Annotated in this window: 9 protein-coding genes; 4 read left to right on the forward strand and 5 right to left on the reverse strand. The window is 67.3% G+C overall.

The window, feature by feature from the left end; all coding sequences use genetic code 11:
* Nucleotides 1–190: 190 nt before the first annotated feature.
* On the forward strand, nt 191–2245 hold the full coding sequence (locus V3B30_RS10605; RefSeq protein ID WP_262084646.1) for a glycoside hydrolase family 97 protein: 2055 nt from the start codon (nt 191–193) through the stop codon (nt 2243–2245).
* A gap of 225 nt (nt 2246–2470) precedes the next feature.
* On the forward strand, nt 2471–5227 hold the full coding sequence (locus V3B30_RS10610; protein WP_262084647.1) for a TonB-dependent receptor: 2757 nt from the start codon (nt 2471–2473) through the stop codon (nt 5225–5227).
* Nucleotides 5228–5395: 168 nt separating this feature from the next.
* On the opposite strand, the gene V3B30_RS10615 is transcribed toward V3B30_RS10610, so the two are convergent.
* Nucleotides 5396–7009 carry an alpha-glucosidase gene (locus V3B30_RS10615; RefSeq protein WP_100471561.1) on the reverse strand — a complete coding sequence of 538 codons (1614 nt, stop codon included), beginning with the start codon at nt 7007–7009 and terminating at the stop codon, nt 5396–5398.
* 214 nt (nt 7010–7223) lie between these two features.
* On the opposite strand from V3B30_RS10615, the gene V3B30_RS10620 reads away from it, so the two are divergent.
* The gene (locus V3B30_RS10620; RefSeq protein ID WP_262084648.1) at nt 7224–8222 is read left to right on the forward strand and encodes a polyprenyl synthetase family protein; all 999 of its coding nucleotides are present in this window, start codon (nt 7224–7226) and stop codon (nt 8220–8222) included.
* A 121-nt stretch (nt 8223–8343) separates the two neighbouring features.
* Here the strand turns inward: V3B30_RS10620 and V3B30_RS10625 are convergent, their stop codons facing one another.
* Nucleotides 8344–9129: a dienelactone hydrolase family protein gene (locus V3B30_RS10625; RefSeq protein WP_262084649.1), complete on the reverse strand. Its 786-nt coding sequence runs from the start codon at nt 9127–9129 to the stop codon at nt 8344–8346.
* A 132-nt stretch (nt 9130–9261) separates the two neighbouring features.
* On the opposite strand from V3B30_RS10625, the gene V3B30_RS10630 reads away from it, so the two are divergent.
* The gene (locus V3B30_RS10630) at nt 9262–9852 is read left to right on the forward strand and encodes an SMI1/KNR4 family protein (protein WP_262084650.1); all 591 of its coding nucleotides are present in this window, start codon (nt 9262–9264) and stop codon (nt 9850–9852) included.
* 28 nt (nt 9853–9880) lie between these two features.
* Here V3B30_RS10630 and V3B30_RS10635 read toward each other — a convergent pair whose 3' ends face one another.
* From V3B30_RS10635 to murL, 3 genes are all read right to left on the reverse strand, one after another.
* Nucleotides 9881–10414, reverse strand: coding sequence for a hypothetical protein (locus V3B30_RS10635; protein WP_262084651.1), 534 nt, complete (start codon nt 10412–10414; stop codon nt 9881–9883).
* Between the two features lie 98 nt (nt 10415–10512).
* Nucleotides 10513–11922 carry a UDP-N-acetylmuramoyl-L-alanine--D-glutamate ligase gene (murD, locus tag V3B30_RS10640; protein ID WP_262084652.1) on the reverse strand — a complete coding sequence of 470 codons (1410 nt, stop codon included), beginning with the start codon at nt 11920–11922 and terminating at the stop codon, nt 10513–10515.
* A complete protein-coding gene (gene murL / locus V3B30_RS10645; RefSeq protein WP_262084653.1) occupies nt 11903–13255 on the reverse strand; it encodes a UDP-N-acetyl-alpha-D-muramoyl-L-alanyl-L-glutamate epimerase in 1353 nt (450 codons plus the stop codon). Before murL ends, murD begins: the two co-directional genes overlap by 20 nt.
* Nucleotides 13256–13326: the final 71 nt, after the last annotated feature.

Consider the following 13326-nt stretch of genomic DNA (forward strand, 5'->3'; position numbering starts at 1 on the left):
ACGCGTTGTAGGTCCGCACCGTCGTTGCCGGCGGGCGGGCGCGGCCCCTCCCTCAAGGTGCCTTGGCCCCATGGTAGACGCGGGGCTGTCGGCTGCGTCCAGCTGCATACGTATTCATGGCGTTGCGCGGTAGCGCGCCTGCCGCGCTGGCTTATGGTCCGGGTCTGCCAACGGCGCCTTGGGAGGGGAAATGCCGATGTCACCCACTGCTGTACGCGCGGTGTTCGCGCATGTGCTCGGACTGGTCCTGCTGGGCCTGGCCACGCTGGCACAGGCCGCGCCACAGGTGGCCAGCGTCGAATCACCGGGCAAGGTGCTCACGGTCAGCCTGGTGCTGGACGGCGGCACCGCCCGCTACCGCGTGGAACGCCTCGGCCAAACCGTGGTGGAAGATTCGAAGCTCGGCTTCGCCCTGCGCGACGGGCGCCTGGACCGCGATTTCGCCCTGCTCGGCCAGCAGCGGCGCAGCGTCGATGACCGCTGGGAGCAGCCGTGGGGCGAACGCCGGATCACCCGCAACCACTTCAACGAGCTGACCGTGCAGCTGGCCGAGACCACTGGCAGCAAGCGGCGGCTGGATGTGGTATTCCGCGTCTACGACGACGGCCTGGGCTTCCGCTATGTGTTCCCCCGGCAGCCGAACCTGCGCGAGGCGATCATCGATGACGAACTGACCGAGTTCGCCATCGCGCAGGATTCCACCGCGTGGTGGATCCCTGCCGGGGAACCGATCCACTATGAATACCTGTACCAGCGCACGCCGCTGCGCGAGGTGCCGCTGGTGCATACGCCGATGACCCTGCGCAGCCGCGATGGCCTGCACGTGGCGATCCACGAGGCGGCGCTGGTGGACTATGCCGGCATGTGGCTGCGCCGCACCGAGGGCCAGCGCCTGCGCGCGCAGCTGTCACCCTCGGCGGAAGGCTGGAAGGTGCGCCGTGCCTTGCCCTTTGCCACGCCGTGGCGCACGCTGCAGATCGCCGACCGTGCCGGTGGCCTGGTCGAATCGGACCTGATCCTCAACCTCAACGAGCCCAATGCGCTGGGCGACGTGAGCTGGGTGAAGCCGGCCAAGTACCTGGGCGTGTGGTGGTCGATGCACCTGGACAATGAGAGCTGGGCGACCGGCCCGAAGCACGCGGCCACCACTGCCAGGACGAAGAAGGTGATCGACTTCGCCGCTGCGCACGGCTTCCGCGGCGTACTGGTGGAAGGCTGGAATCCCGGCTGGGACGGCAACTGGGTCGGCAACGGTTACGACTTCGATTTCACCCGCGCCACGCCCGATTTCGACATTGAAGCACTGTCGGCATATGGCCTGGAAAAGGGCGTGCACCTGATCGGCCACCATGAAACCGGCTGTGCCATCGAACATTACGAGAACCAGCTGGGTGCCGCGCTGGACCTGTATGCGCGGCTGGGCGTGGACCAGTTCAAGACCGGCTATGTCTGCGACGACGGCCAGGTCGACCGCCGCAATCCGGCCGGTGGCCCGCTGTGGCGCGAGTGGCACGGCGGGCAGTTCATGGCCCGCCACCACCTGAAGGTGGTGCAGGAAGCCGCGCGCCGGCACCTGTCGGTGAACCCGCATGAGCCGATCAAGGATACCGGCCTGCGCCGCACCTACCCCAACTGGATCTCGCGCGAAGGCGCGCGCGGCATGGAGTACAACGCCTGGGGCCAGCCACCGAACCCACCGGAGCATGAGGTCAACCTGGTGTTCACCCGCATGCTGGCCGGGCCGATGGATTACACCCCCGGCATCCTCAGCCTGAAGGGCCGCCACGGCCAGGCCATTCCCAGTACATTGGCCCGCCAGCTGGCGCTGTACGTGGTGCTGTACAGCCCGATCCAGATGGCCGCCGACCTGCCCGAGCACTACCTGCAGCATCGCGAGGCGTTCCGCTTCATCGAGGACGTGGCGGTGGACTGGGAGCAAAGCCGCGTGCTCGATGGCGAAGTGGGTGACTACGTGACGATCGTGCGCCGCGACCGCAACAGCCACGACTGGTTCCTCGGCAGCATCACCGACGAGCATGGCCGCGTGCTGCCGGTAACGCTGGGATTCCTGGAACCAGGCGTGCGCTACCGCGCCGAAATCTACCGCGATGGTGACGGTGCCGACTTCCGCAGCAACCCGTTCGCGTTCGCCCGCGAAACCCGCGAGGTGACCAGCGCCGATGCCCTGACGCTGGTGCTGGCGCCAGGCGGTGGGCAGGCCATCCGCTTCACGCCCTTGAAATGATGAACGCCCCCGCGCGACGTTCGCCGGGCATCGCCCGGCGCCATCGTGGCGGGGATCTGAAAGCGATTACAGCCCTGCAGACGCCATTGAATACGTATGCAGGGTGATCCCCGCGAAGAACGCGCTGCCTACCATAGCGGCGACGACAGCGGCCACCGCGTCGCACGTCCACGGTCACGCCGGGACGTTCACGAATCGATCTGCAACATTGCCTGGGAGGGGAAAATGTTGAACCACAAGCGCAGCGCGCTGAGCATCGCGCTGGCCATTGTCCTGGCGCCGACACTGGCGTCGGCACAGTCCACGCAGAGCACCACCACGCCGGCCGGCACCGCCGCCACCAACCTGGATACGGTGCAGGTCACCGGCATCCGCCGCGGCATCGAGAGCGCGATCGCGGTCAAGCAGGATGCCACCTCGGTGGTTGAAGCGATCTCCGCCGAAGACATCGGCAAGCTGCCCGACGTCAGCATCGCTGAATCCATCTCGCGCCTGCCCGGCCTGGCCGCCCAGCGCGTGGCCGGCCGCGCGCAGGTGATCAGCGTGCGCGGCCTGTCGCCGGACTTCGCCACCACCCTGCTCAACGGCCGTGAAGTGGTCAGTACCGGCGACAACCGTGGCGTCGAGTTCGACCAGTACCCGTCCGAACTGGTCAATGGCGTGACCGTGTACAAGACTCCGGATGCCGCGCTGGTCGGCCAGGGCCTGTCGGGCACCATCGACATGCAGACCGCGCGCCCGCTCAGCTTCGGCGAGCGCGTGATCGCGGTCAGCGGCCGTTACCAGAAGAGTTCGCTGGGCCGCGCCGCCAACACCGACCCGTACGGCAACCGCTTCAGCGCCAGCTACATCGACCAGTTCCTGGACAAGACCCTGGGCATCGCCATCGGCTACGCGCACAGCGACATGCCGATCCAGGAAAACCAGGTCGGCCTGTATGAGCCGTGGACCACCGAGCACACCGACAAGGGCAACCGCCCGGGCGTTGCGGCGGGCACCTATTTCTCCGACGGCATCAAGGCCCTGCGCCGCACCGGCAACAACAAGCGCGACGGCGTGATGGCCACCATCCAGTTCCGGCCCAACAACAGCTGGACCAGCACCTTCGACGCGTTCCACACCGAAGCCGAGCAGATCGACACCGCCAACCAGTTCGAGCTGAATCTCAGCAACTACAACGGCAACTACACCCCGGGCCTGCTGGTCAGCAATCCGCAGGTCAACGCCAACGGTTCGTTCACCGGCGGCACCGCCAGCGGTGTCTATCCGCTGGTGCGCGGCATGTACAACAAGCGCAAGGACAAGATCGATGCGTTCGGCTGGAACAACGAGTTCAACTTCAGCGGCGTCAAGCTGGTCGCCGACCTGAACTACTCCAAGGCCACGCGCGATGAACTGAACCTGGAAAACAACCTGCAGCTGACCCCGATGCCGCAGCTGGACACGATCGGCGTGACGATCCGCCAGGACGGCTTTTCGCAGATCAGCCCGGGCCTGGACTACTCCAACCCTGACGCGCTGTTCCTGACCAACACCATCTACGGTTCCGGCTACGGCAAGGTGCCGAAGGTGGAAGACCGCCTGAAGGGCGGCAAGCTGGCCGCCACCATTGCACTGCCCGATGCCATCGCCTCGTGGGCACCGGACATCGATATCGGCGTGAACTACGCCGACCGCCGCAAGGTGAAGACCCAGTCCGAAGGCAACATCCTGCTCGGCGCACAGGGCGACGCCAACATCGCCTCGGACCTGCAGTACCGACCGGTGAACCTCGGCTTCGCCGGCCTCGGCACCATCCCGGCGTGGAACGTGCCGGCCGCTGTGGGTCGTTACATGACCTTCAACCCGGTCGACAACCTGGACTACCTGATTCCCAAGTCGTGGACGGTGCAGGAGAAGATCACCACGGCGTGGGCGCGCCTGAACATCAACGCCGACATCGGCGTGGTTGGCGTGCGCGGCAACATCGGCGTGCAGATGCAGCACACCGACCAGAGCTCGGATTCGCGCTACTGGGACAGCTCGCAGTCCGCCGGCAACAACGTGCAGCCGTACTCGAACGGCCGTACCTACAACGACTGGCTGCCCAGCTTGAACCTGGCCTTCATGTTCCCGCACCAGCAGACGCTGCGCTTCGCCGCCGCCAAGCAGGTCGCGCGACCGCGCGTGGACCAGATGCGCGCCGGCCTGGAGTTCGGCGTGGACACCGGTACCGGCCGCCCCGGCGGCAGTGGCGGCAACCCGCTGCTGGACCCATGGCGCGCCACCGCGCTGGACCTGTCCTATGAGAAGTACTTCGGCGAGAAGGCCTACGTGGCCGCCGCGATCTTCTACAAGGACCTGAAGAGCTACGTCTACACCCAGTCGGTGGACAACTACGACTTCACCTCGCTGCTGGGCAGCTACGTACCGCCGCCGGGCATGACCGCGCCGGTGCTGACCACCGGCACCTTCTCCGCACCGCAGAACGGCAAGGGCGGCACGCTGAAGGGCCTGGAACTGACCGCGTCCTTCCCGCTGGACATGCTGACCGACAGCCTGCGTGGCTTCGGCGTGCAGGCCAGCGCGACGTTCAACAAGAGCGACATCACCATCCTGGACCCGGAGAGTGCTTCCAGCGTGGGTACCGACCCGATCAGCCTGCCGGGCCTGTCCAAGCGCGTGTACAACTTCACCGCCTACTACGAGCGCAGCGGCTTTGAAGCACGCGTCAGCCAGCGCCGCCGTTCGGACTTCATCGGTGAGATCGGCAACTTCAATGGCAACCGCAGCCTGCGCTACGTGGTGGGCGAAAACGTGACCGATGCGCAGGTCAGCTACACCTTCAGCGACAGCAGCGCCCTGCGTGGCCTGACCCTGCTGCTGCAGGGCAGCAACCTGACCAACGAGCCGTACCGCACCTATGCCGGCAGCAAGGACCGCCCGCTGGAGTACATCGAGTGGGGCCGCACCTACATGCTGGGCGTGAACTACAAGTTCTGACCATGACCGGGTAGTGCCGGCCGCTGGCCGGCAACGACTCATCGGAAACCCGCTGCGCAGGCAGCGGGTTTTCTTTTGCGCGGATGCCTTTCGCCGGAACCCCACCCCCACAAAATGGACGGGGCGCTTCGGCCCCGTCCCCGCAAGTACCGCCACCGGAGAAAACGGTCAGCTGCGTCGGGCGCAATACACCGCGCGCGGTGGCAGCTGGAGTTCATTGCCCTGCACCGTGCCCGCATCCGGGCCCGGTACCGCCACCTGTTGCCAATTGCCCGGCGGCAACGGATGGCTCACCGCCTCGGCCGACAGGTTGAAGGCCAGCAGGAGGGTTTCATCTGCAAGCATACGCTCGAACAGCAGCACTGGCTCGGCACTTTCGATGAATCGGATGCTGCCATGCAGGAGCACCGGCTGGGTATGCCGCCAGGCCAGGTACGCCCGGAACGCGGCCAGCACTGAGTGCGGGTCACGCTCCTGCACGGCCACCGCCGCGGCGCGGTGCTCGGCCGGGATCGGCAACCAGGGCTGGCCCGTGGTGAAACCGGCCAGCGGCGCTTCGGTCCACGGCAGCGGCGTCCGGCAGCCGTCGCGGCCCTTGAAGTTCGGCCAGAAGGTGATGCCATAGGGGTCCTGCAGCGCCTCGAACGGCACCTCGGCCTCGGCCAGGCCCAGCTCTTCGCCCTGGTACAGGCAGACCGAGCCGCGCAGCGAGCACAGCATCGCCACCAGCATCCGCGCCAGGCGCGGGTCGGCCGGGTGACCGCCCCAGCGGCTGACCGCCCGCTCCACGTCGTGATTCGAAACCGCCCAGCACGGCCAGCCTTCGGTCATTGCCGCTTCCAGCCGCGAGACCGTGTCGCGGATGTAGGCCGCGCTGTAGTCGTCCACCAGCAGCTCGAAGCTGTAGCCCATGTGCAGGCGGCCATCGCGGGTGTACTCGGCGGTGGTGGCCAGCGAATCCTCCGAGGAGATCTCGCCCAGGCTGACCGCTCCCGGGTACTCGTCCAGCAGCGCGCGCAGGCGCTCCAGGAACGGCAGGTTCTCCGGCTGGGTGTTGTTGTAGTAGTGGTACTGGTAAGCGTACGGGTTGTCCGGGCTGAAGCCGCGCCCCACCCGCTTGTCGGCGGGCTTGGCCGGGTTGTCACGCAGCTGTGCGTCGTGGAAGCAGAAGTTGATCGCATCCAGGCGGAAGCCATCCACGCCGCGGTCCAGCCAGAAGCGCACGTTGTCCAGGGTCGCCTGCTGCACGTCCGGGTGATGGAAGTTCAGGTCCGGCTGGTCGACCAGGAAGTTGTGCAGGTAGTACTGCTCGCGACGCGGCTCCCACTGCCAGGCGCAGCCGCCGAACAGCGACAGCCAGTTGTTGGGCGGGGTGCCGTCCTCGCGCGGGTCGGCCCACACGTACCAGTCCGCCTTCGGGTTGCGGCGGTCCTGGCGGCTCTCGCGGAACCAGGCGTGCTCGATCGAGGTGTGGCTCAGCACCTGGTCGATCATCACCTTCAGGCCCAGGCCGTGGGCCTTGGCCAACAGGCGGTCGAAGTCATCCAGGCTGCCGAACAGCGGATCGACATCGCGGTAGTCGGCGATGTCGTAGCCGAAGTCGGCCATCGGCGACTTGAAGAACGGCGAAATCCAGATCGCATCCACGCCCAGCGCGGCGATGTGGTCCAGCCGCTCGATGATGCCCGGCAGGTCACCCACCCCGTCGCCGTTGGCATCGAGGTAGCTGCGCGGGTAGATCTGGTAGATGACGGCTCCGCGCCACCATGGATAGTGCGACATCGACAGCCCCCCTCCGGGCATGCGGGACCCGCCGGCAGCGGGCCGAAATCCTGATCCGGCAAGCTTAGCGGCGGCCTCCCGGGCATGGCGCAACCTGCATACGTATTCACGCAGACGGCGGCGCTGGCCGGGCTGGAAATGCCGCGCGGACCGGTTTGCGCCCGAATTCACGGCCAGCGCCTATAATCGGTGGTGAGCCTGAAAGCCTGATCGCATGACCATCACCGAAGACACCCGTCCCGCCCTGGGCCTGCCCCAGATCCAGTCGCTAGCCGCGGCCGACATGGCCGCCGTCGACGCCCTGATCCGGCGCCGGCTGTCTTCGGACGTCGTGCTGATCAACCAGATCGCCGACCACATCATTTCCGCCGGCGGCAAACGCCTGCGCCCGATGCTGGTGATGCTGGCCGGCCACGCGGTCGGCCACGCCGGTCCGGACCACCACCAGCTGGCGGCGATCATCGAGTTCATCCACACCTCCACCCTGCTGCACGACGACGTGGTGGACGAATCCAGCCTGCGCCGTGGCCGCAGCACCGCCAACGCGCTGTGGGGCAACGCGCCCAGCGTGCTGGTCGGCGACTTCCTGTACTCGCGCAGCTTCCAGCTGATGGTCGAGCTGGAACGCATGTCGGTGATGCAGATCCTGGCCGATGCCACCAACCGCATCGCCGAGGGTGAAGTGCTGCAGCTGCTGCACGTGCACAACCCGGATACCGACGAAGCGGCGTACCTGCGCGTGATCGAGCGCAAGACCGCAGTGCTGTTCGCCGCCGGCACCCGCCTGGGCGCGCTGGCCAGCGGCGTGGACGAGGCCACCCAGCAGGCCCTGTTCGACTACGGCATGCACCTGGGCTACGCGTTCCAGATCGCCGACGACGTGCTGGACTACTCGGCCAACGCCGAGGAACTGGGCAAGAACCTGGGCGACGACCTCGCCGAGGGCAAGGCCACGCTGCCGCTGATCCACGCGATGGCCCACTCCGACGACGCCACCCGCGAGCGCCTGCGCACCATCGTGCAGGACGGCGATGCCTCGGCGATGCCGGAAGTGCTGGCCGCGATCCGCGCCACCGGCGGCCTGGAGTACAGCCGCGCGCGTGCCGAGGAATACGCCGAGGCCGCCGAGCGCGCGCTCGATGGCTTGGGCGACAACGACGCCGTGGCTGCCCTGCGCGGCCTGGCCCGCTACGCGGTGCAGCGCTCGCATTGATGGAGGCGTGCCGACCAACGGTCGGCACCCACCAGGCCGGCGTACCCGAACGGGTAGGTGCCGACCGTTGGTCGGCACGGAAACATCGGCAGGTGCCGACCGTTGGTCGGCACTATCGGCACTACATGAAGCGCTCCTCGAAGAACTCATCCAGCGCCTTCCACGCGCGTTTGGCCGCCCGTTCGTTGTACTGGCAGCCCGGCGGGCTGTTTGCATCGCGCTCGGCGAAGCAGTGCACCGCGCCGCTGTAGTTGGTGAATTCCCAGTCGACCTTGGCGGCGTTCATTTCCTTCTGGAAGCCGGCGATGTCCTCGGCGGTCACGCTGCTGTCGTCGGCGCCGTTGAGCACCAGCACCGATGGATGGGTACCACCGGCCTGCGCAGGCAGCGGCGAGCCCAGCCCACCATGCAGACTGACCACGCCGGCCAGCGGCGCACCGGCACGGGCCAGTTCCAGCACCGTGGTGCCGCCGAAGCAGAAGCCCACCGCACCGATCCGGCTGGCATCCAGCGGCGCCTTGCCGGCCTGCGCCTTGAGCACGTTCACCGCCTCCAGCGCACGTGCGCGCAGCAGCGGCCGGTCGTTGCGCAGCTTGCTGGCCACCGGCCCGGCCTCCGCATCGGTCTTCGGACGCACGCTCTTGCCGTATACATCGGCCACCAGCACCACATAGTCATCGCCGGCCAACTGCTTGGCCTTTTCAATCGCCGATGCGTTCACGCCTTTCCAGTTCGGCACCATCACCAGTCCCGGGCGTTTGTCATGCCCGCCATCGTCGTAGACCAGCACACCACTGAAGGTCGTGCCCTGGTGGGTCCATTCCACCGGCTGGGTCTTCATCGCCGCCCAGGCCGGCATCGCCGCCAACCCCAGGATCACCGCCACACCGCATCGCCAACGATTCATGCGCCTGCTCCACAAAAAAGGGGACGGAGGGGATTAAGCCGTATTCGCCCCTCCCGCGTCGCATTCTGCATTGGCGACGTGACGCAGGTGTGGTTGGATACGACTTAATCCCCTCCGTCCCCTTTTTGCCGCATGAACCTTGTTGATCACTTCCTGTCTGGCCTGATCCCGCGCCTGCCTGCCGACGATGCCCCGCAGTGGGCACATGTGCAGGGCGCCAGCGCCGAAGACTTGCAGCGCCTGCGCACGCAGTGGCCGCAGGCGCCGGACAGCCTCATCGCGCTGCTGTCGCGTGTGGATGGTACCCACTTCCGTGAATACCCCGGTGGCGAGGTCTGCGTGCTGATGCTCGGCTCGGACGTGGAGGACGGCGGCTATCCGTACTACCTGCGCTCGGTGGCCCAGATCTTCGAGGACCAGCAGCAGTGGGACGACAGCATCCGTTCAATCTACGAAGCGTGGCTGGATGACGAACCTGAGATCCTGGGTGAAGGCATCGACGCGGATCTGCCGATGAACCGCCGCCTGTGCTTCTCGCACTGCATGAACAACGGCGGCACCTCGATGCTGTACCTGGATTTCGATCCCGCACCGGGTGGCACGGTTGGCCAGGTGGTGCGCTACCTGCATGATCCGGACAGCTATGCGGTGATCGCGCCGAGCTTCGACGCATACCTGCAGCAGCTGATCAACGGCGGCTACGCGTTCATCGACCAGGAATAGTAGATCCACGCCATGCGCGCAGCACGCTTCACCTGGGTTCCACCCAATGCAGGGTGCCCGGCTGGAGTGCCAGCAGATCCCCCGCCGCCAAGCGCGCTCGCGACCAGTGACGTTCCGGCGGCTTTGGCTGCCGGGCCCCTACCGCGCCGTCGTAATCGCGCACCAGAAGCCCGATGCGCGCCGCACCTGCCCCCAGCAGCGCATCGATGCGCTGCAGCCACTGGCTGGCATCGACCAGCGCTTCGTCGCGGCACGCCTGCTGAACCTGCTCGTGCCGCGCCGACTGCTCGGCCTGCGCGCGGGCGATCTTCGCTTCACTCCAGCCCTTCTTCCGCCAGCGTTCGGCATCGCCCTTCCACTTCGGCCCAGCCTGCGCCGATGCCAGGGCCGTACCGCAATCGCAGTGGCCCGCGCTCAACCAGGGCTGCCAACCGGGGCCGACGGCGGCCTGCAGGCTGGGCGATGCCTGGGCGAACAGGCGCCGGCCGCTGCGCTCCATGATCGCGGCGGCTTCAACCTGCGCAAACGAGGTGGGCAGGAACACGGTGATGAAGGTGCACATGCGGGCATCCGGGTCTGTCCGGGGATGCCTGCATGATAAATGCACGATGGGGTCAGAGCCCTTTCCTGCGGAAAGGGATCCGACCCCGATCCCGCCGGTCAGGCAATACCCAACCCCGGAATCGCGCTGATGCTGTCCGGGTCGAATCCGGCCAGTTCGGCGAAATGACGGCCACGGGCCACATAGTCGCGGTAGGCACCAAAGCTCGGCGCGCCCGGCGACAGCAGCACCACGCCGCCCTGCCCACCCAGCGCGGCACGCGCCAGCACCATCGCCTCGGGCAGATCGCCCGCAGCGTGCAGACCAAAGCGCCCGGCATCGGCCAGCGGCCGCAACATCGCATGGATGCGTGGGCCGTTGCTGCCCATGGTCACGATCTCCACCGGCGGCACGTCGTGCGCCATGTGCTGCATGAAATCGGTCCAGTCCAGGCCACGGTCGTGCCCGCCCACCAGCAGTGCGATGCGCTGGCCGGCGAAACACTCCAGCGCAGCCAGGCTGGCATGCGGCGTGGTGCTGATCGAATCGTTGATGTAGGTCAGGCCATCGGCCACGCCGATGCGCTGCAAGCGGTTCGGCAATGGACGGAAGTTCTGCACCGCCGGCACCAGCGCCACCGCATCCAGCCCCAGCGCTTCCAGAGCGGCCAGCACCGCGCACAGATTGCCGCGGTTGTGGCGACCCGGCAGCGGCGTGTTGCGGGTATCGAACACGGCCTGCTCACCGCGATGCACGATGTCACCGCGCATGTGCCAGCCCTGCGGCTGGTTGAACCAGACAACTTCGCTGCCGGGCAGCGAAAGCGCCGCCAGATGTGGATCGGCGGCGTTGAGCACGGCGATGCGCGGTGCGGCTTCGGTCACCAACCGCAGCTTGTCCTCGATGTAACGCTGCTCGCTGCCGTGCCAGTCCAGATGTTCCGGGAACAGGTTCAGCACCACCGCTACCTGCGGATGGGCGCCACTGCGCGCCACTTCACCGGTCTGGTAGCTGGACAGTTCCACCGCCCAGTACTCGGGCGCGGGCTGTGGGTCCAGCACTTCCAGCAGCGGCAGGCCGATGTTGCCGACCAGGCCGGTACGGTGGCCGGCCGCGCGCAGCAGGTGCGCGACCAGTGCGGTGGTCGTGCTCTTGCCCTTGGTACCGGTCACGCACACGGTGTCGTGCACGATGCCGTCGGCACCCGCATGCTCGGCAAACCACAGCGCGGTGCCACCGATGAAGGTGGTGCCCTGCCCTGCGGCGGCCAGCGCGATCGGCTGGTACGGGCTGATGCCGGGGGATTTGATCACCACCTCGAAGGCGGCCAGCGCCTCGGCCGAGGGCTCGCCACGCACGTCCAGCGCGCCTTGGGTTTCTGCACGCGCGGCCTCGGCTTCGGCCGCCGGGCAGAACAGGCTCAGCGGCAGCGTGGGCAGGCGCTCGTGCAGCACCGCAAACGCGGCGCGACCCTCACGGCCCCAGCCCCACAGCGCAACGCGCTTTCCTTCAAGCTTCGAAATCTTCACGCACCCGTTCCCACAGCGCAGCCGGAACGCGGTGCTCGCCCTGCAGCTGCAGCAGCGGTGCCAGTTCCAGTTCGGCGGCATCCAGCTGCGGCTGGATCTCATTGCAGAAGCGCTTCACCAGCACGTCTTCCTTCCACTCCGGGCGCTGCGCCAGGGTCGCCATCGCCGCGCGCGATTCGCGGCCTTCGCCCACGCACTCGAACGGCTTGTGGTCCTGGAATTCCAGCAGCGCGTCGAAGCCACCGGCCTGCTCGGCATCGTCCAGCAGGTTGCGGCCGAAGATGCGCACCAGCCGCGTCTTGGGCATGAACGGGGCCAGCGCAAGGAACACGAAATGGCACTTCGGGCAGACGCCGCACCAGCGGTTCACCGGGCGCTCGCCAAGGATGTGGAAGTTGCGGTTGCAGCTGGAGAAGTGCGCGTCGTAGAAATCGGTCTTGGCGAACTGGCGGGCCACCGCCAGCTCTGACATCGGGCGCAGCAGCGAGTAGTACTGCAGGTCCGCAGCGACGTGCTTCTGCACGTGGCGGCCGAACGCCTGCTCGAACGCCCAGCCTTTGGACCACTGGTGGTTCACCTCGCCGGTGCCCGGAATCTGGCTGCCGTAGCTTGCCGAACGCTCATTGGAGAACACCACCTGGTCCACGCCCTGCAGCAGCGCGGCCAGCACCATGATCGCCGAGTTCACCGCGGTAACCGGGATATGCCCGTTCCAGGCGCCCTGGCGGTTGAGCTCGAACAATTCCGGCGCCAGCGCGCGGCCCAGGTTCAGCGTGGGCAGGCCGGTACGCTCGGCACAGGCGCGGATCAGCTGCGAACCACCAATCCAGGTCACCGTCTCGTCCACGCCGGCGCGGCGCAGCGCTTCGATGCTGACCAGCGAATCCTTGCCACCACCGATCGCCACCAGCGCGTGCGGCTGCAGGCCCAGCACCGGCGCCTGCACCGCGTCGCCCTGCACCGGCAGGCGGAAGCGCCCGCGCAGGTTCAGGCCGTTGCGGTACGCAAATTCGCCCAGGCCGTTGAGGTAGACCGTCTCCACCAGCGCAGCGGTATCGGCATCGATGGCGTAGCTGTCGATGCTGACCGTCTCCGGCACGCCCGCCTTGTAGTAGCTGACACCGGCGATCAGGTGCAACAGCTGCAGCGCGCGCTGCACTGCCGAGGCACGCGCCTCGTCCAGCACGAACGGGGCGCCCGGCACGGTGATGGTTTCCACCATCTCCGGACCGTCATCAAAGGCGTAGACCAGCTTGGCCACGCCGGTATCCGCGGCGAATTCGCAGCGGACGAAACGGAAGCGGGAAACCTGGTGTTTGTCGAAAGCAGTCATGGGGTATCCGGTCAGGCACGGGCCCGCGCGATGGCGCGGGGCGTGTCGGTGGGCGGGTGCAGGGTGCGCGC

The organism is Stenotrophomonas sp. SMYL41 (genome assembly GCF_036319965.1).
GTDB classification, from domain to species: domain Bacteria; phylum Pseudomonadota; class Gammaproteobacteria; order Xanthomonadales; family Xanthomonadaceae; genus Stenotrophomonas; species Stenotrophomonas maltophilia_R.

What these genes read in the sequence shown, in the direction of transcription:
- V3B30_RS10635 (WP_262084651.1), bottom strand. Translation starts at nt 10,414, where the DNA reads ATGTGCACCTTCATCACCGTGTTCCTGCCCACCTCGTTTGCGCAGGTT.
- V3B30_RS10625 (WP_262084649.1), bottom strand. Translation starts at nt 9,129, where the DNA reads ATGAATCGTTGGCGATGCGGTGTGGCGGTGATCCTGGGGTTGGCGGCG.
- murL (WP_262084653.1), bottom strand. Translation starts at nt 13,255, where the DNA reads ATGACTGCTTTCGACAAACACCAGGTTTCCCGCTTCCGTTTCGTCCGC.
- V3B30_RS10620 (WP_262084648.1), top strand. Translation starts at nt 7,224, where the DNA reads ATGACCATCACCGAAGACACCCGTCCCGCCCTGGGCCTGCCCCAGATC.
- V3B30_RS10610 (WP_262084647.1), top strand. Translation starts at nt 2,471, where the DNA reads ATGTTGAACCACAAGCGCAGCGCGCTGAGCATCGCGCTGGCCATTGTC.
- V3B30_RS10615 (WP_100471561.1), bottom strand. Translation starts at nt 7,009, where the DNA reads ATGTCGCACTATCCATGGTGGCGCGGAGCCGTCATCTACCAGATCTAC.
- V3B30_RS10630 (WP_262084650.1), top strand. Translation starts at nt 9,262, where the DNA reads ATGAACCTTGTTGATCACTTCCTGTCTGGCCTGATCCCGCGCCTGCCT.
- V3B30_RS10605 (WP_262084646.1), top strand. Translation starts at nt 191, where the DNA reads ATGCCGATGTCACCCACTGCTGTACGCGCGGTGTTCGCGCATGTGCTC.